Annotated in this window: 19 protein-coding genes; 14 read left to right on the top strand and 5 right to left on the bottom strand. The window is 63.7% G+C overall.

Translation table 11 applies throughout. From position 1 onward, the window contains the following. Positions 1 to 45 precede the first annotated feature (45 nt). The 3 genes from aroQ to LBW87_RS09735 form a co-directional block, all read right to left on the bottom strand. Positions 46 to 483, bottom strand: coding sequence for a type II 3-dehydroquinate dehydratase (gene aroQ, locus LBW87_RS09745; protein WP_225201248.1), 438 nt, complete (start codon positions 481 to 483; stop codon positions 46 to 48). An 85-nt stretch (positions 484 to 568) separates the two neighbouring features. Then, on the bottom strand, positions 569 to 1,090 hold the full coding sequence (locus LBW87_RS09740) for a TlpA family protein disulfide reductase (protein WP_225201247.1): 522 nt from the start codon (positions 1,088 to 1,090) through the stop codon (positions 569 to 571). Continuing rightward, positions 1,087 to 1,743, bottom strand: a complete 657-nt coding sequence (locus LBW87_RS09735) for a hypothetical protein (RefSeq protein ID WP_225201418.1) — start codon at positions 1,741 to 1,743, stop codon at positions 1,087 to 1,089. The genes LBW87_RS09740 and LBW87_RS09735 overlap by 4 nt, the downstream gene beginning before the upstream one ends. Positions 1,744 to 1,823: 80 nt before the next feature. Between LBW87_RS09735 and mpl the strand changes: the two genes are divergently transcribed. From mpl to LBW87_RS09690, 9 genes are all read left to right on the top strand, one after another. After that, positions 1,824 to 3,209, top strand: a complete 1,386-nt coding sequence (gene mpl / locus LBW87_RS09730; protein ID WP_225201246.1) for a UDP-N-acetylmuramate:L-alanyl-gamma-D-glutamyl-meso-diaminopimelate ligase — start codon at positions 1,824 to 1,826, stop codon at positions 3,207 to 3,209. Continuing rightward, positions 3,206 to 3,796, top strand: a complete 591-nt coding sequence (locus tag LBW87_RS09725) for a YqiA/YcfP family alpha/beta fold hydrolase (RefSeq protein ID WP_225201245.1) — start codon at positions 3,206 to 3,208, stop codon at positions 3,794 to 3,796. The genes mpl and LBW87_RS09725 overlap by 4 nt, the downstream gene beginning before the upstream one ends. After that, positions 3,796 to 4,407 (top strand): chorismate--pyruvate lyase family protein, encoded by a 612-nt coding sequence (locus tag LBW87_RS09720; RefSeq protein ID WP_225201244.1) that lies wholly within the window; start codon positions 3,796 to 3,798, stop codon positions 4,405 to 4,407. The genes LBW87_RS09725 and LBW87_RS09720 overlap by 1 nt, the downstream gene beginning before the upstream one ends. Positions 4,408 to 4,420: 13 nt before the next feature. Continuing rightward, positions 4,421 to 6,532: an RNB domain-containing ribonuclease gene (locus tag LBW87_RS09715; RefSeq protein ID WP_225201243.1), complete on the top strand. Its 2,112-nt coding sequence runs from the start codon at positions 4,421 to 4,423 to the stop codon at positions 6,530 to 6,532. A gap of 73 nt (positions 6,533 to 6,605) precedes the next feature. Then, a complete protein-coding gene (locus LBW87_RS09710; protein WP_225201242.1) occupies positions 6,606 to 7,487 on the top strand; it encodes a TonB C-terminal domain-containing protein in 882 nt (293 codons plus the stop codon). Between the two features lie 79 nt (positions 7,488 to 7,566). Continuing rightward, positions 7,567 to 8,382, top strand: a complete 816-nt coding sequence (gene aroE, locus LBW87_RS09705) for a shikimate dehydrogenase (RefSeq protein WP_225201241.1) — start codon at positions 7,567 to 7,569, stop codon at positions 8,380 to 8,382. Between the two features lie 11 nt (positions 8,383 to 8,393). Beyond that, positions 8,394 to 9,092 (top strand): monofunctional biosynthetic peptidoglycan transglycosylase, encoded by a 699-nt coding sequence (gene mtgA, locus LBW87_RS09700; protein ID WP_225201240.1) that lies wholly within the window; start codon positions 8,394 to 8,396, stop codon positions 9,090 to 9,092. Positions 9,093 to 9,263: 171 nt separating this feature from the next. Beyond that, a complete protein-coding gene (corA, locus tag LBW87_RS09695) occupies positions 9,264 to 10,229 on the top strand; it encodes a magnesium/cobalt transporter CorA (protein WP_225201239.1) in 966 nt (321 codons plus the stop codon). 128 nt (positions 10,230 to 10,357) lie between these two features. Then, positions 10,358 to 10,825: a glycine zipper 2TM domain-containing protein gene (locus LBW87_RS09690; RefSeq protein ID WP_225201238.1), complete on the top strand. Its 468-nt coding sequence runs from the start codon at positions 10,358 to 10,360 to the stop codon at positions 10,823 to 10,825. A gap of 15 nt (positions 10,826 to 10,840) precedes the next feature. On the opposite strand, the gene LBW87_RS09685 is transcribed toward LBW87_RS09690, so the two are convergent. After that, positions 10,841 to 11,980, bottom strand: coding sequence for an anhydro-N-acetylmuramic acid kinase (locus tag LBW87_RS09685; protein ID WP_225201237.1), 1,140 nt, complete (start codon positions 11,978 to 11,980; stop codon positions 10,841 to 10,843). Between the two features lie 85 nt (positions 11,981 to 12,065). Beyond that, complete coding sequence (locus LBW87_RS09680; protein ID WP_225201236.1) at positions 12,066 to 13,457, bottom strand: M23 family metallopeptidase; 1,392 nt, start codon at positions 13,455 to 13,457, stop codon at positions 12,066 to 12,068. Positions 13,458 to 13,703: 246 nt separating this feature from the next. Here LBW87_RS09680 and tyrS point away from each other — a divergent pair, with 246 nt between their 5' ends. The 5 genes from tyrS to dusB all read left to right on the top strand — a co-directional run bounded on the left by tyrS (position 13,704) and on the right by dusB (position 18,028). Beyond that, complete coding sequence (tyrS, locus tag LBW87_RS09675; RefSeq protein ID WP_225201235.1) at positions 13,704 to 14,960, top strand: tyrosine--tRNA ligase; 1,257 nt, start codon at positions 13,704 to 13,706, stop codon at positions 14,958 to 14,960. Between the two features lie 9 nt (positions 14,961 to 14,969). After that, entirely contained in the window at positions 14,970 to 15,440 is a 471-nt protein-coding gene (dtd, locus tag LBW87_RS09670; protein ID WP_225201234.1) for a D-aminoacyl-tRNA deacylase, read from the top strand. A 94-nt stretch (positions 15,441 to 15,534) separates the two neighbouring features. Further along, positions 15,535 to 16,176, top strand: a complete 642-nt coding sequence (locus tag LBW87_RS09665) for a YbhB/YbcL family Raf kinase inhibitor-like protein (protein ID WP_225201233.1) — start codon at positions 15,535 to 15,537, stop codon at positions 16,174 to 16,176. Between the two features lie 17 nt (positions 16,177 to 16,193). Next, positions 16,194 to 16,844, top strand: a complete 651-nt coding sequence (locus LBW87_RS09660; RefSeq protein ID WP_225201232.1) for a histidine phosphatase family protein — start codon at positions 16,194 to 16,196, stop codon at positions 16,842 to 16,844. 167 nt (positions 16,845 to 17,011) lie between these two features. Next, positions 17,012 to 18,028 carry a tRNA dihydrouridine synthase DusB gene (dusB, locus tag LBW87_RS09655; protein WP_225201231.1) on the top strand — a complete coding sequence of 339 codons (1,017 nt, stop codon included), beginning with the start codon at positions 17,012 to 17,014 and terminating at the stop codon, positions 18,026 to 18,028. Positions 18,029 to 18,113: the final 85 nt, after the last annotated feature.

Genomic DNA, 18,113 nt, shown 5'->3' with positions numbered 1-18,113 from the left:
GGTGTTGGTCAGCCGGGAGCAGTTTCGTTGGCGCCAGGAGCGGCGCTACTTCTGATGCAGCCAGTAGTCGACGGCCAATCGATAGCCGTCCACGCCGAAGCCGCACATGACCGCCCGGGCAAGTCCGGACAAATAAGAAAAATGACGGAATTGCTCGCGTTGGTGGACATTCGAGATGTGCACCTCCACAAACGGAATGGCCACCCCGGCCAGTGCGTCGCGCAATGCCACGCTGGTATGCGTGAGCCCGCCCGGATTGATCACGATGGCATCGACCGCTTCGGCACGTGCGGCGTGAATGCGGTCGATCAATGCACCTTCATGGTTGCTCTGGAACGCCTGCAGGCTGGCGCCGGCGGCGCGCGCCTGTTCCTGCGCACGGCTTTCGACATCGGCCAGTGTGGTCGATCCATAGACTTCCGGCTCTCTGGTCCCGAGCAGATTAAGGTTCGGGCCATTCAGCAGGAGAAGGTGTTTTGCCATCGAGATTAAGCCCCGTTTGACGACGATGCGCGCATTTTGCCGTCAAATGACACCATTTGGCAAGAAAAACTTTCTTTTCAGGGATTTACAGTTGGGACAGGTCACGTCGGAGCTCATCGAACTTCAAGCGGCCCAGATAGATCTTTTTGACTTTGCCGTCCCGGCCCACCAGAACGGTGAAGGGAAGACCGCCCGCCGCATTGCCGAATTGCCTGAGCAAATCGGTAGCGCCGGGTCCGGCAACGTAGAGAGGATAGCGGATTTGATATTTTTGTGCAAATTGCCCGATATTTTCGGCACTATCGATACCAATTCCCAGAATTTGCACCGGAGTAATTTCTGCCTGCAGCGCCGTCAGCTCGGGCATCTCTTCCACGCACGGGCCGCACCAGGTGGCCCAGAAGTTGATGACCAGGGGTTTGCCTTGCCATTGCGACAACGATTGCGGCGCACCCTTCACGTCCGGCAGGCTCTGCGACAACAGGCTTGCCAGCGCCCGGTCTTCGGTCGACAGCGGCGGGTTGCTACGGTGATGGGCGTACAGCCCGGCGCCGACGGCAATCGCCGCCACGGCGACCGACAAGATGATATTACGTAGCTTCTTCATTGATCTGTGCTTTCACTGTTGTTATCTTCGTCCATCACCTGCAGTAGCGCCCGGGCGTCACCACGCTCGGCGCGACGCCCGGCGACGCTGCGCAGGCTGCCGCGCAGGTCGTCTTCGTCGTAGATCGCCAGGTGCGCCAGCTCGGGCGCGCTGCCAGGTTGCGGCAGCAGCATGCTGAGCGTCTCGACCATATCGCGGCCATTGCGAAAATGCGGGGTCTCGCCCACTTCAAAATTCACATTGCGGTTGAGCAGGAAGATTTCGACTTCCTTGGCGCTGGAGGCGAACAGCTGCAAGTGAACATCCGAATGGGCGCCGGCAGTGCCGTTCCAGACCGCACCGGTGATATAGGGGTTGAATTGTTGCAAATCTTGCATCAATTTCAGCGCGACCTGGCGCAAGTGCCGCAGGCGCACCGGTTGGGTATCGGCAAAGAACAACTGATTATAGATGCGCACTTCTTCTTCGATCTGCTCGTTATCGGGCATGATCTCGCCGCGCACCTTCTGGTTGCCCAGCAGTTGCTTCTGCGCACGGCGCTTGGCGCTGCCATAGTCGGCGCCTTCCTCGGCAATCATGCGCGCGGCGGCGATGGCGATCTCTGAACGCAGGCGTTCGGTTTCCGATGTGAAGAAATCAGGCATGGGCAACATCATACCCGCTGACACCGGCGCTCGCCGGTGGCTCAGGTAAAATCCCGTGATTACACTCAGTTGGAACGCTTGAGTTCTTTATGCATATTCACATTCTCGGCATTTGCGGCACCTTCATGGGCGGTCTCGCCGTGCTGGCCAAAGAGGCCGGTCACAAGGTGACCGGTTGCGATGCCAACGTCTACCCGCCGATGAGCACCCAGCTGGAGGCCCAGGGCATCGAGCTGATCCAGGGTTTCGATCCGTCCCAGGTGGCGCTGGCGCCCGATCTCTTCGTGATCGGCAACGTGGTCTCGCGCGGCAATGCGCTGATGGAAGAAATTCTCAATCGCGGCCTGCCCTACGTGTCCGGCCCGGAATGGATCGGCCGCCATATCCTGCAGGACAAATGGGTATTGGCTGTCGCCGGCACGCATGGCAAGACCACCACGTCGGCGATGCTGGCCTGGGTACTCGAACATGCCGGTTACCAACCGGGCTTCCTGATCGGCGGCGTGCCGTTGAATTTCGGTATCTCGGCGCGCCTGGGCAGTGATGGCCATGGTGCGGCATCTCCGTTCTTCGTCATCGAAGCGGACGAATACGACACCGCATTTTTCGATAAGCGCAGCAAGTTCGTGCACTATCGCGCCCGCACCGCGATCCTGAACAACCTCGAATTCGATCACGCCGACATCTTCCCCGACCTGGGCGCCATCGAAACCCAGTTCCACCACCTGGTGCGCACCGTGCCAGGCATCGGACGGGTGCTGGTAAATGGCCGCGAGGCGGCATTGCAGCGGGTGCTGGCGCGCGGCTGCTGGAGCGAGCAGGAGCAATTCGGTGTCACGCAAGGCGCGGGATGGGCCTTGCATACCTTTGCCGATGACAGTTTCGAGGTGTTCTTCGATGGCGTCTCGCAGGGCATCGTGCGCTGGGCCCTGAGCGGCGAACACAACCGCATGAACGCCTTGGCGGCGATTGCGGCGGCACGGCATGTCGGCGTGCCGCCGGCGCAAGCCATCGCTGCCCTGGCCGAGTTCCAGAACGTGCGGCGCCGCATGGAGCTGCGCGGCAGCGCCAATGGCGTCGCCGTCTATGACGATTTTGCCCATCACCCGACCGCTATTGCCACCACCGTGGCTGGCCTGCGCAAGAAGCTGGGCGCCGAGGGCGGACGTATCCTGGCGGTGCTGGAGCCGCGCTCCAACACCATGAAGCTGGGCACCATGAAAGAGGCGTTGCCGGGCAGCCTGGCCGCGGCCGACCTGGTCTTCGGCTATGGCGCCGACAGCGGGCGCGATGCGCTGGGCTGGGATCTCGGCCAGGCGCTGGCGCCGCTCGGCGAGCGGGCGCGGGCCTTTCACGACATTGCCGCGCTGGTGCAGGCGGTGGCGGCGGCGGCGCGGCCGGGCGACCATGTGCTGGTCATGAGCAATGGCGGCTTCGGCGGCGTGCACCAGAAGTTGCTGGACGCCCTGGCATGATCCTCTATCTGCATGGCTTTCGTTCTTCGCCGCAATCGTTCAAGGCGCGCGTGATGGCGCAGCGGATGTCCCAATTGGGGCTGGCGCATCAGTTTGCCTGCCCGCAATTGCCGGCGTCGCCGGCGGCGGCCATGGCGCTGGCGGAATCGCTCATCGCCGGTGTCGATCCGGCGCAACTGGCCGTGGTAGGCTCGTCGCTGGGCGGCTTCTACGCCACCTGGCTGGCCGAGCGGCATGGTTGCCGTGCGGTATTGCTGAACCCGGCCGTGAAGCCACCGCGCGATCTTGAGTCGTACGTGGGCGTGACTACCCAGTACCATTCGGACGAACCGTTCGAATTCAGGCGCGAGTATGTCGATGAGCTACGCGCCCTGGCCGTGCCGGCCATCAGCGACGCCGGGCGTTATTATCTGATCGCCGCCACCGGCGACGAAGTACTGGACTGGCGCGAGATGGTGGCGCACTATCCGGGCGCGCAGCAGACCGTGATCCAGGGTAGCGACCATGGCATGGCCGACTTCGTCGAGCATCTCGATGCGGTGCTGGACTTCTGCGGCATCGCCACTAGCAGCGGGACGGAGCATTGATGCCGCATTCGTCGTGCAAGGCGCGCTGGATGTCGCATCCGCAGGCGTTGGCATCGTTGCTGGCCGGGCAGGGCGCGTATGCGCGAAGCTTGCGCTCGTGGCTGGCCGATACCGGTTCCATGACGCTCAAGCTGAAGGCCCGCAGCGATGATTTCTCGGTGCGGCTGTTGCGCCAGCGGCCGGCGCGCTCACTGGCCGATGAACATGCGATGATTGGCCTGCCGCGCGCATCCAGGGTGGTCGAGCGCGATGTGATCCTGCATTGCGATGGTCGACCGGTGGTGTTCGGGCATACGGTCATCGCCACCACGTCGGTCAAGACCGACTGGCCGTTTTTCAGCCGGCTGGGTAACACGCCGCTGGGCGCCAACCTGTTTTTCGATCCGCTGGTGCGCCGCTATCCGATTCAGTTCGCGCGCTTGCCGGTGCATCACCCGCTGGTGCAGAGAATCGCCCGGGCGCTGCACGGGCATGCCGTGCCATCGGCCTTGTATGCGCGCCGCTCGCTGTTTCGTCGCCGCGGTGGCGTCATGATGGTGACTGACGTTTTCCTTCCGGCCCTGGACGCGCTGATGCGCGCCGAGGGCCGTTTCAATCAAGACAATCCGTAACAGATAGCAATCGATGAATTTATTGTTCGAAGAATCCGGCGACTTCAAGGCCGGTTCCATCATGAGCCAGCAGGGCGAGTCGTTCCAGGTCGAGATGGCATCCGGCAAGCGCAGCAAGGTCAAGTCCAAGGACGCGCTGCTGCATTTTGCCGCCCCCGCACCGCAGGAGCTGCTGCAGCAGGCGCAGGCGATTGCCGACGACATCGACCTCGATTTCCTGTGGGAAGTGGCGGGCGAGGAAGAATTCGGCTTTGCCGAACTGGCCGCCGAATACTTCGGCCATGCGCCGCTGCCGCCCGAAGCCGCCGGCCTGTTGCTGCGGCTGCATACCGCGCCGGTCTATTTCTACAAGAAGGGGCGCGGCCGCTACAAGGCGGCGCCCCTGGCCTCGCTGCAGGCAGCGCTGGCTGGCCTCGAAAAGAAGAAGCAGCAATTGCTGGTGCAGGGCGCCTACGTGGATGAACTCAAGGCCGGGCGCATGCCCGAGGCCTTCATGCCGATGGCCTTGCAACTACTGTTCAAGCCCGACAAGAACGGTATTGAATACAAGGCCCTGGACGCCGCGGCCAAGGAAATGCAGACCACGCCGCAGCGCCTGATGCTGGCCAATGGCGGCATTGCCTCACCCAAGCAGTTGCATTACGCGCGTTTCCTGTTCGAGTATTTCCCGCGCGGCATCGGTTTTCCCGCCATCGAGATTCCGCAGCCGCCGGAGTTGCCGCTGGCCGCAGTCCAGGCCTTCTCCATCGATGACGTGACCACCACCGAGATCGACGACGCGCTGTCGGTGACCCGGCTGGCCGACGGCAAGCTGCAGGTGGGTATCCACATCGCAGCGCCAGGGCTGGCGGTGCGTCGCGGCGACGCCATCGACGCCATTGCGCGGGCTCGCATGTCGACCGTCTACATGCCCGGCGAAAAGATCACAATGCTGCCCGACGAATTGGTCGCGGCCTATACGCTCGACGCCGGCGCGGCGCGTCCGGCGCTGTCGCTGTATGCGACGCTGGACCCCGAGAGCTGGCAGGTGCTGTCCACCGAGACCCGTGCCGAGCGGGTGCCGATCGCGGCCAACCTGCGTCACAACGATCTCGATGAGCTGGTCACCGAAGAGGCGCTGGCCAACGGCCACGGCGACTATCCCCACAAGGACGAGATCGCCTTGCTGTGGCAATGGGTGCAGGTGCTGGAGCAGGGCCGTATGGTCAAGCGCGAAAGCTTCGGCCTGCGTCCGGAACAGAACAACCGGGTCGACTTCAACTTCTATGTCGAAGATGACGTGGTCAGCATCGTGCGCCGCAAGCGCGGCGCGCCGCTCGACAAGATCGTGGCCGAGCTGATGATCTTCGCCAACAGTACCTGGGGCAAGCTGATGTCGGACCATGGCGTGCCGGGCATCTACCGCGCCCAGGGCGGCGGTGCCGGCGGCTGGGCCGCCAAGATGCAGGTGCGCATGGTGACCCACGCGGCGCCGCACCAGGGGCTCGGGGTCGATCAATACGCGTGGAGCACTTCGCCCCTGCGCCGCTATACCGACCTGGTCAACCAGTGGCAGATCCTGGCCTGTGTCGAACATGGCGTGGCCGCTCCGCTGGTGGCCACCTTCAAGCCGCGCGACGCCGACCTGTTCGCCATCGTCTCGGCCTTCGATGCCGCCTATTCGGGTTACGCCGAGTTCCAGTCCGGCATGGAACGCTACTGGTGCCTGCGCTGGCTGGCCCAGCACAATGCGCGCGCGGTCGACGCCGTGGTGCTCAAGGACGAACTGCTGCGACTGGTCGAGATTCCGCTGGTGCTGCGCATGCCCGGATTGCCACAACTGGCGCGCGGGTTGCAGGTGCGGCTCGATATATTGCGCTGGGACGAGGTCGACCTCACCGTCGAGGCGCGGCTGCTGGAAGTGCCGGCGGCTGCGGCCCAGGCGCTGGATGTCGATCTGGGGGACGACGACGAATTGCTCGAGGGCATGTCCGAGGCGGCGCAAGGCGCGCCGGCCGAGCAGTCCGAAGCGGATGCCGCCGATACCACCGATACCGGCGACAGTGCCGATGCCGGGACCGTGCAGTCGACGCCGGCGCCGGACGACGGCGAAAGCGAAAACACCACGGCCGATGTCAGGCAATGAACCCGGCTTGGCGTAAAATCCCTGCTTTGATCCTGGTCGGCAGCGCCGGCCCCTTGCCCTTTTCGTGCCCGCCGTGAACCTGTTTTCGCAACACCGTCTGCTGAGCCTGGCGCTTGGCATCTCGCTGCTGGTGCACGGCCTGTTCCTGGCCGTGCATTTTGCCGCGCCCGATGCCTTTCGCCTCAAGCCGACCGACCCCGAACTGGAAGTGATCCTGGTCAATGCCAGGCACGAGACCAAGCCGGTCAATGCCGAGGCACTGGCGCAGGCCAACCTGGATGGTGGCGGCAACGTCGACCGTGGGCGCGCCAAGTCGCCGCTGCCCGATATGCGACGGGTCGAGACCGGCGACAGCGTCAAGGCCCAGCAACGCCGGGTGGCGGAGCTCGAGGAGCAGCAGCGCAAGATGCTGGCGCAGATGCGCCAGTCGCAGCAGCATGTGACCAGCGCCGACGAACAGAAGCCGAAAGACGCGCCGCAGTTGAACGCGCGTGACATGCTCGATACCGCCCGCGCGATGGCCCGCATGGAAGCCGAGGTGGCCAAGAGCGTCGAGGAATACAACAAGCGCCCCAAGAAGACCCAGATCACGCCAAGCACGCGCGAAGTCGGTTATGCCCAGTACTACAAGACCTTGCAGGACAAGATCGAAAAGGTGGGCACGCTTAATTTCCCGACCAGGGATGGCCAGAAGTTGTATGGTGAGCTGCTGCTGGTGATACCGGTGTTCCAGGACGGCACCATCTATGAGCGTGATGGTGGCGTCACGGTGCGCACCAGTTCCGGCAATGCCGCACTGGATCAGGCGGCGGTGGCGATCGTGCGGCGCTCGGCGCCGTTCGGCCGTTTCCCCGAGAACATGCGCAGCAGCGGCCGCGATGATGTCTGGGAAATCGTGACCCGCTTCCGTTTTACCCGTGACCAGGTCTTGCAGACCCAGGTGGGCGCAAGCTGAACGCCGGCCGAACGCAAATGCAATGCAGGCAGTAATAATGACAACAACACAGGCAGCAGGCCCACACAGGGGGACCACCATGGATGCATATGTCGTCATCGGCAATCCGATTGCCCACAGCAAATCGCCCGAGATCCACGCCTGTTTCGCACGGCAATGCGACCAGCAACTGAGCTATGAACGCCTGCTGGCGCCGCTGCATGGTTTCAAGGCCAGCGTCCAGGTCTTCATGCGCCAGGGTGGGCGCGGCGCCAACGTCACGGTGCCGTTCAAGCTGGATGCGCATGCCCTGGCCGACACCCTGTCCGAGCGTGCGCGCCTGGCCGGCGCGGTCAATACGCTCAAGTTCGAGCATGGCCGCATCCATGGCGACAATACCGACGGCGCCGGCCTGGTGACCGACATCACGATCAACGCCGGCCTGGCCCTGGGCGGACGTCGTATCCTGTTGCTGGGCGCCGGTGGCGCCGCGCGCGGTGCCTTGCTGCCGCTGCTGGAGCAGCGCCCGGCCGAACTGGTGATCGTCAACCGCACCCGTGCCCGTGCCGATGAACTGGTCGCCGGGTTCGCCGAATACGGGCCGTTGCGCAGCGCGGCGCTGGAGCAGGTCGAGGGCAACTTCGACCTGGTGATCAATGCCACCTCGTCCAGTCTCAACGATGACCTGCCGCCACTGCCGCCATCGGTCTTCGGCAGCCAGACGCTGGCCTACGACATGATGTACGGTCGCCAGCCCACCGTGTTCATGCAATTCGCGCAGCAGCATGGCGCCACCGTGCGCGATGGCCTGGGCATGCTGGTCGAGCAGGCCGCCGAGGCGTTTCTGTTATGGCGTGGGGTGCGCCCCGATACGGCCGAGGTGTTCGACCTGCTGCGCCGGCAGCTGAGTCAGTGAGGACTGGCGTCATGCGCAAGCTGCTGCTGTGGATTGTCGTGCTGCCGATATTGCTGGTGCTGCTGTTGCAGGCCTATTTCTTCGTCCAGATCTGGTGGTGGGTCGACCATAATCCCGGCTCGACCAGTTTCATGCGCCAGCAGCTGTCGCTGCTGCGCGAAAAGAACCCCGACGCCCAGCTGCAATTCACGTGGGTGCCGTACAACCGGATTTCCAACAATCTCAAGCGCGCCATCATCGCGTCGGAAGACTCCAACTTCTCCGAGCATGACGGCGTCGACTGGGAAGCCCTGCAAAAGGCCTACGAAAAGAACGAGAAGAAGGGCCGGGTCGTGGCGGGCGGCTCGACCATCACCCAGCAGTTGGCCAAGAACCTTTTCCTGTCGGGCGAGCGCAGCTATTTGCGCAAGGCCCAGGAATTCGTCATTACCTACATGCTCGAGACGCTGATGGACAAGCAGCGCATCTTCGAGATCTATCTCAACGTGGTCGAGTGGGGCAATGGCGTGTTCGGCGCCGAGGCCGCCGCCCGGCACTATTACCGCACCACCGCCGCCGGCCTGGGGGCGGAGCAGGCCGCGCGCCTGGCGGTGATGCTGCCAAGGCCGCGTTTCTACGACAAGAACCGCGGTTCGGGCTACCTGGCTGCGCGCACCGGCCTGATCCTGCGGCGCATGAATGCGGCGACCTTGCCGGCATCGCACAACTGACGCGCCGGACCGCTTGCGGGCGATTGCATGACGGTTGCATGACACGCCGCGCAGCGCTTGCCTGGCGCAATCGATGAACGTACACTTGCGCTCGTTCCGGCGCCGTCATCCTTTGGCGTGCCAATGCGCCTGCGCGCAGCCCTATCCACGCGTTCCAGCCAGTGAGCCTCCATGATTAATGTATTCGTGCTGCAAAACGGTCGCTTGAGCCAGGTCAACATCGACAGTCGCTCTGATCTCGAACAGGCCACGCCGGTCTGGGTCGACCTGACCGAGCCGACCGATGAAGAGCGCGCCTGGGTCAAGAGCATCTATGGCGTGACCCTGCCGGACGAAGACGAATTCAGCGATATCGAGGCATCGGCCCGTTACTTCGAGGCCGAGAACGGTGACCTGCATCTGCGCACCGATTTCCTGTTCGAGGGCGACGACGATGTGTCGTCGACGATGACGGTGGCGTTCATCCTGGCGCGCAATATCCTGTTCTCGGTGCATGCCGAAGACTTGCCGGTGTTTCGCCTGGTGCGCATGCGGGCGCGTTCGCGTCCCGGTTCGATCGGCGACTTCCGCGATGTGCTGCTCGACCTGTACGAAACCGATGCCGAATACTCGGCCGATGCGCTCGAGGGCATCTACCAGAAGCTGGAGACGGTCAGCACCAGCGTGCTCAAGAAAAGCCTGTCCGACCAGGCCGCAGCGGAAGTCCTCAACGCCATCGCCCACGAGGAAGACTTGAACGGTCGCATCCGCCGCAACATGATGGATACCCGGCGTGCGGTGAGCTTCCTGATGCGCGGTCGCCTGCTGAACGCAGATCAGTTCGAGGACGCGCGCCAGATCCTGCGCGACATCGAATCGCTGGACGGTCACACCGCCTTCCTGTTCGACAAGATCAACTTCCTGATGGATGCCACGGTCGGCTTCATCAACATCAACCAGAACAAGATCATCAAGATCTTCTCGGTGGCGTCGGTGGCGTTCCTGCCGCCCACGCTGATTGCCAGCATCTACGGCATGAACTTCGACTGGATGCCCGAGCTGAAATGGACTGGCGGCTATCCGATGGCGATCCTGATGATGATTGCCTCGGCCATCGCGCCGTTCTGGTACTTCCGCCGCCGCGGCTGGCTCAACTAGACCGGGGCTGTCTGCCGACGGCGACGTCTCATCTTGTCTGACAATATGTCGGGCGCTCCGCCGATTTCGCGCGGCCGGCGCACCGATGAGAATGCTCTCATCCGAATCTACCTCTACAGGAGAGCAGCATGAGCATTCGCCACCATTACGTATCCCTGGCTGTCGTCAGCCTCAGCTTCGCCGGCATCCTGGTCGGTTGCGCCAGTCCGCAACAGCCCTATGGCGCCGCGCCGCAATCCCAATCCTACGACCGGGTCGCGTCCTATAACGGCACCGGCGTAGTCGAAGCCATTGAAGTGTCACACAAGGAAAGCAACGGCGTGGCCGGCACCGTGATCGGTGGCGTCGCCGGTGGCTTGCTGGGTAGCGCCGTGGGTGGCGGTACCGGCCAGGTGGTGGCTACCGTGGCGGGCGCCGCCGGTGGCGCCTATGCCGGCAACAAGATCCAGCGCAACAACGCCGAGCAAAAGCAGGTCTATAACATTCGCGTGCGCATGAGCGATGGCTCGCTGCAGAATTTTGCGCAGGAAGACAATACCGATTTTCGCGTTGGCGACCGGGTCCGCCTGGATAATGGTCGCATCTCGCGTTATTGATCCTGCATCACCCCGTCAGGCCGGATACAGGGCGCCCAGCACGCGCGGTGCGCGGGCGCCTGTGACGGCCGGCAGGTTGCCTGGCAGCCTGAGTTCGAAGCGGCGTGCCAGCCAGGCAAACGCCAGTGCCTCGACCTGATTGGGCGCCACGCCCAGCACGGCGGTCGATTCTACCGATAGGCGGCCGCCCAGCGCCTGGTGCAGCAGCCCCATCAGCAAACCGTTTTCCGCACCACCCCCACAGACATAGACTTTTTCGGTCGTCGGCGCATGCGCCAGGATGGCTTGCGCAATGCTTCCAGCGGTCAGCGCCGTGAGTGTGGCCTGGACGTCGACCGCCGACACCGGCTGGCCGGTGCGCGCCAGCGCCGCCTGCAGCCAGTCGAGGTGGAACAGGTCGCGACCCGAGCTCTTGGGCGGCGCCAGTCGGAAGAATTGCTCGTCACTCAATTGCGCCAGCAGGCCCGCGTGCACCTGGCCGCTGGCGCCCCAGTCGCCGTTGGCGTCGTAGTTGCGACCCTGATGCAGCTTGATCCACGCATCCATCAATACGTTGCCAGGGCCGGTATCGAAGCCAGATGTGGCCTGGTCGGCGCCGGCCGGCAAGATGCTGATATTGGAGATGCCGCCGATATTGACCACCACACGATCCTGCACCTCGCTGCCGAAGACGGCGCGATGGAAGGCCGGCACCAGCGGCGCGCCCTGGCCGCCGGCGGCGATGTCGCGGCTGCGGAAGTCGGCGACCACGTCGATGCCGCACAACTCTGCCAGCAGCGCCGGATTATTGGTCTGGCGCGTAAAACCCAGTTCGGGCCGATGGCGGATGGTCTGGCCGTGTACCCCCACCAGGCCGATATCGGCCGCCTCCACTGCGCCTTGCAGCAGCAGTTGCTGCACGCAATCGGCGTAGTGCACGGCCAGCGCATTGGCGGCATGCGCTTCACGTTCGATTTCATTGGGGCCGGCGGCCTGCAAGGCCATCAGGTCGGCGCGCAAGTGCTCGGGAAACGGCACGTAGGCTGCCGCCAGCGTGGCCTCGATGGTGTCGCTGCCAGCGGCAAAGCGCGCCAGCACGCCATCGACGCCATCCAGGCTGGTGCCCGACATCAGGCCGATATGAAGAGGGGAGTTGAGCGGGACGGCAACGGACATGGCGCGATCAAAAAAGAAAAAGGGCGGTCGCCGATTCTACAGCGACCGCCCCTTGACCGGTGCGACAGGTTCAGTGCGACGCCACTCAGCGCGACGCCAGCTTCACGTCCGGAGCGCCTGGCACGCGCAGCATCGCCATGCGGTGCTGCATGTCGGATGCGACGGTACGGAAGCGCTGCATCTGCGGACCGGTCAGCGCCTGGTTGTTGGGCACCTCGACCGACAACGGATTGCGCGGCTGGTTGTTGACGCGGAATTCATAGTGCAGATGCGGGCCGGTAGCCCAGCCGGTCATGCCGACAAAGCCGATCACGTCGTTCTGGCCGACCTTCATGCCCTTCTTGATGCCGCTGGCAAAACGGCTCATGTGGCCGTAGGCGGTCGAATAGCCGCTCCAGTGCTTGATCACCACGATGTTGCCGTAGCCATTCTGCTGGCCGACAAAGTCGACCACGCCATCGGCTGCGGCATGGATCGGGGTGCCGGTCGGGGCCGCGAAGTCGACCCCGGTGTGCTGCTTCCACTGGCCCAGGATCGGGTGCAGGCGCATCGAGAAACCGGATGAGATACGGGTAAACGCCAGGGGCGACTTCAGGAATGCCTTCTTGAGCGACTTGCCATCGAAGGCGTAGTAGCCGCCGCCGGTCTTGTTGCCCGGTTCGTTGAACCACACGGCCTGGTAGCGGTTGCCGGCATTGTCGAATTCGCCGGCCAGCACGCGGCCGGTGCGCACCAGGTCGCCGTTCTGCCAGAAGGTCTCGTAGACCACGTTGAAGCGGTCGCCGCGGCGCAGGTCGGAGGCGAAATTGATATTGGTGGCAAACATGTCCACCAGTTGCATCGCCACGCCATCGGGAATCTGCGCCACGTCGGTGGCGGCAAACAGGGACGAGAAGATGATGCCGGAGCGCATCTCGACGCGGCGCTCCAGCACTGCCGGGGCAGCGTCGGCCTTGAAGTTGTCGCCGTCACGCGAAATGACCAGGTTGCGCACGTTGTCACTGCCGTCATCGAGCGTGGCCGACAGGCGCACCAGCTCGCCGCTGTCGTCGGTCTGCGCCACCACGCGCTTGCCGGCGCGCAGTTGCATCACCGAGCGCGCCAGGGTGTCGGACTTGATGAAGCTGGCCGCCTGCTCATCATCCACGCCCAGCCGGTTGAGCAGCGTGGCCAGCGTGTCGCCGCTGCGCACTTTTTCTTCGTTGACGTAGTACTGGGCGTTATCTTCGAGGGTGCTGATCTGTTGCGCCAGGTTGGGCAGGGGCAACTCGACCGAGACCGGGTTGACCGGCGCATCCTTCAGGTCGGGTTCAGCGGGCGAAAAACCGGCTGCGCCCAGCGTGAAGGCGCCCAGGAACAAGGCGCCGGCGCCGACGATGCGGGTCTTGGCAGAGGTGTTGGCGATTCGGTGATGGCAGGACTGCAGAACAGACAGGCATCGGGACGTTACGCGCGTGAATTTATCTTGTGAGAACATGCAATACGTTAAAATCTGACGTTTTCTGTCCTGGACCGGTCGCGCTGACTGCACACGCTGCGATACTGTCCCCCCGCAGCGTTGCTGGCAAAAGATCCCGAACATTGTGGATGCACTTCCTGCTGACCGGGCATTCTGAGGCCGCATGTCGGCCCGTTACAGGCGCTCAGCAGAAAAACGAAGTCAGAATTATAGCAATACGCTTTTCCAGTCTGTCCTACAAAAGCCAATTTTTTAGTTATATCGATGAATCACGACCAATCCAACGCACCTATTGCCGCCCGTCCTGCTGTCCTGCCACTGAGCGACCGTGTCAACGAGGCCATGGCCATCGCCCGGCGTGGCGTTGACGAGTTGCTCATCGAGAGCGAATTCGCCCAGAAGCTGGCGCGTTCCGAACAAAGCGGCCAGCCGCTGCGCATCAAGCTGGGCCTGGATCCGACCGCGCCCGACCTGCACCTGGGCCACACCGTGGTGCTCAACAAGATGCGCCAGCTGCAGGACCTGGGCCATCAGGTGATCTTCCTGATCGGCGACTTCACGTCGATGATCGGCGATCCTTCGGGGCGCAATGCCACCCGTCCGCCGCTGACCCGCGAGCAGATCGAGGTCAACGCCAAGACCTACTTCGCCCAGGCCAGCCTGGTGCTCGATCCGGAGCGCACCGAGATCCGCTATAACTCCGAATGGTGCGACAAGCTCGGCAGTCGCGGCATGATCCAGCTGGCGTCGCGTTATACGGTGGCGCGCATGATGGAGCGCGACGACTTCACCAAGCGCTTCCGCGACGGTACGCCGATTTCGGTGCACGAGTTCCTGTACCCGCTGATGCAGGGTTACGACTCGGTCGAGCTCAAGGCCGACCTCGAGCTGGGCGGCACCGACCAGAAATTCAACCTGCTGGTGGGCCGCGAACTGCAGAAGGACTGGGGCCAGGAGCCGCAGTGCATCCTGACCATGCCGTTGCTGGAAGGGCTGGACGGCGTCGAGAAGATGTCCAAGTCCAAGGGCAACTACATCGGCATCACCGAGCCGGCCAACAACATGTTCGGCAAGGTCATGAGCATCTCCGACACCATGATGTGGCGTTATTTCGACCTGCTGTCGTTCCGCTCGATCGCCGAGATCGCCGGATTCAAGGCCGAGGTCGAGGCGGGGCGCAACCCGCGCGACCTGAAGGTGGCGCTGGCGCAGGAGATCGTGACCCGCTTCCACTCGCAGCAGGCCGCCGAAGACGCGCTGACCGACTTCGTCAATCGTTCCAAGGGCGGCATTCCCGACGACATCCCGGCCATCAGCCTGAGCGGCGCGCCGCTGGGTATCGGCCAGTTGCTCAAGCAGGCCAACCTGTGCGCCTCGACCTCGGAGGCGCTGCGCATGGTCGAGCAGGGCGGCGTGCGCATCGACGGCGCCGTCATCAGCGACAAGGGCCTGAAGGTGGAGGCAGGTGAATTCGTGTTGCAGGTCGGCAAGCGCAAGTTCGCTCGCGTCACGCTGGCGTAAGGGCAGGGCATGATTGCATTGCTGCAACGGGTCAGCCAGGCCGCCGTGGTGGTTGATGGCGAGCGTATCGGCGCCATCGACGACGGCCTGATGGTGCTGGTGTGCGCCGAGCGCCACGACACCCGGGCCGAGGCCGATGCGCTGCTGTCCAAGCTGCTGGCGTATCGGGTCTTTGCCGACGACAGCGGGCGCATGAACCGCAGCGTGGTCGATGTGCAGGGCGCGCTGCTGCTGGTGCCGCAGTTCACGCTGGCGGCCGATACCAATTCCGGCACGCGGCCCTCCTTTACCCCTGCCGCACCGCCCGAACTGGGTTTGGCGCTGTTTGCACATTTCGTGGCCCAGGCGCGTGAGCGACTGGGCGCGGCGCGGGTGGGCAGCGGGCGCTTTGGCGCCGACATGAAGGTTTCGCTCGTCAACGATGGCCCGGTGACGCTGTGGCTGCAGGTGCATCCGAAGGTGCCGACGGCCAGCCATTGAAGCCGGGCCGCATCGCCCCCATCTGGGAGGGATGCATCTGGTAACGTACGGATGAGCTGGTTTTCTGACGGATCACATTGTTGAAGGAGATGACATGAAATTCTGGAGCGATTCTTTCAAGGACGGCGACACCATCCCCGGTGAATTCGCTTTCGCCGTGGCAGACCCGAAGACGCATGTGGCCCTGTCGTCGAACCGCAATCCCCACTTCGCCTGGAGCGATCTCCCCGCCGGCACCAAGTCGCTGGCGCTGGTGGTGCACGACCCCGACGTGCCGTCGCGTGGCGACGATGTCAACCAGGAAGGCAAGACCGTGCCGCTGGAGTTGCCGCGGGTCGATTTCTTCCACTGGACCCTGGTCGACATCCCGCCGTCGGTGTCATCGATCAAGGTCGGCCAGTTCAGCAACGGCGTGACCGCGCGCGGCAAGCCTGGTCCTGGCGTGCTGGGCGATACCATGCCGGGCGCACGACAGGGTCTCAATGACTACACCGGCTGGTTTGCCGGCGACGGCGACATGCGTGGCGAGTATTTCGGCTATGACGGTCCATGCCCGCCATGGAACGATGCCCTGGTGCACCGCTATATCTTCACGCTCTATGCGCTGGATGTGGCGCAACTGCCGGTCAACGGCCAGTTGCAGGGTTCCATCGTGGTCACCGCGCTGCGCGACCACGTGCTGGAGCAGGCTTCGTTCCAGGGCTTGTATGCCCTCAATCCCGACGCCATCCGCTGACCGCACACAGGCAATGCATGACTGAAATATTGTTGATCCGCCACGGCGAAACCGACTGGAACGTGGACAAGCGCCTGCAAGGCCATATCGATATCGGCCTCAATGCCGAGGGCCAGCGCCAGATACTGGCGCTGGGTGCTGCACTGGCCGGCGAGGGTATCGACGCCATCTTCGCCAGCGATCTGCAGCGCGCCCGTGACACCGCCCAGGCCGTGGCCACGGTCGCCGGCTTGCCGGTCGGCATCGACGCCGGTCTGCGCGAGCGTTGCTATGGCGCCTTCGAAGGCTTGCGTCATGCCGAGGTCGAGCAACGCTACCCCGAGGCCTACCGCCAGTGGAAGGCGCGCGAGCCGGATGCCCGTTATCCGGCGGGCGACGAGCGCCAGGCCGAGACCATGCGCGAGTTCTACCAGCGTTCGGTGGCGGCGGTGCAGCGGGTGCTGGGCGCCGGCGCCGGGCATCGCAAGGTGGCCATCGTCACCCATGGCGGGGTGCTGGAGTGCCTCCATCACTGGGCCAGCGGTTCCGATTTCGTCCAGCCACGCACTTTCGATATCTTCAACGCCAGCGTCAATCGCCTGCAATGGGATGGTCAACGCGCCCGGATTCGCTCCTGGGGCGAGATCGACCACCTGCAGCGCGAAGCCCTCGACGAGGTCGACCGCTGAGCCGCATCTGCATCGATAGTGTCGCTTTGGCAACAAGTGTTGTTGCTTATTAATTCATCAGCCGCAAAACCCTGCTCTACCGTGCAAGCGCCCCCGATTGTTGTTGGGCGCGGTCTGCAATCGCGCTAAAATAGCGCCCTTTCCCCGCATTCCCGTTAAGTCTCGTCGTGAAGATCGGCCCGTATACCCTGCGAAACAACGTGTTTGTCGCGCCCATGGCGGGCGTGACCGATCGTCCTTTCCGCCAGTTGTGCAAGCAGCTGGGGGCGGGGTACGCAGTGTCCGAGATGGCCGCGTCCGACCCCAGGTTGTGGCACAGCGAGAAGACCTCGCGCCGCACCAACCACGATGGCGAGATGGAACCCAAGGCGGTCCAGATCGCCGGCGCCGATCCTGGCATGCTGGCCGACTGTGCGCGCTATAACGTCGAGCGCGGCGCCCAGGTGATCGACATCAACATGGGGTGCCCGGTCAAGAAGGTCTGCAATAGCTGGTGCGGTTCTGCCCTGCTGCAGAACGAGGCGCTGGTGGCCAGCATCCTGGAAGCGGTAGTGGGTGCCGTCGATGTGCCGGTCACGCTGAAGTTTCGCACCGGCTGGGACCGTGCCAACAAGAACGCGCTGCGGATTGCCGCGCTGGCCGAGCAGAGCGGCATTGCCATGCTGACATTGCACGGCCGCACTCGTGCCGATGGTTACAGCGGCCAGGCCGAGTACGACACGATTGCGGCAGTGAAGGCGGCGGTGGGAATCCCGGTGGTCGCCAACGGCGACATCACGACGCCCGAAAAGGCGCGCGAGGTGTTGCGCATTACTGGCGCCGATGCGGTGATGGTGGGCCGGGCGGCGCAAGGGCGACCGTGGATCTTCCGCGAGATCGACCACTTCCTGCAGACCGGCATGCATTTGCCGGCGCCGCTGGTGGCCGAGGTCGAGCAATTGATGGATGAACACCTGCGGGCGCACTATGCGTTCTACGGCGACTATCTGGGCGTGCGCACCGCGCGCAAGCACATCGGCTGGTATGTGCGTGACTTGCCCGGTGGCGAGCAGTTCCGGCGCGGCATGAACCGCATCGAGGACTGTCAGCAACAGCTCGACGTCGTGCGCGGATTCTTCGCGCAGCAGGCGGCCCTGGGTGACCGGTTACAATACGAGGTTGCTAGAGAGCCGCTTGCCGCCTGAGTGCCAGGATGGCAAGACGCTTTGGGGTGTGGGTGGAATGAATCGCATGCGCCCTGAGCGCAATTGATCAACAGCAGCACATCGT

This window comes from Herbaspirillum sp. alder98 (assembly GCF_020179755.1).
Lineage (GTDB): Bacteria > Pseudomonadota > Gammaproteobacteria > Burkholderiales > Burkholderiaceae_D > Herbaspirillum.
The sequence above is the reverse complement of the archived record's forward strand: the minus strand, read 5'-3'. Positions and strand labels throughout refer to the sequence as shown.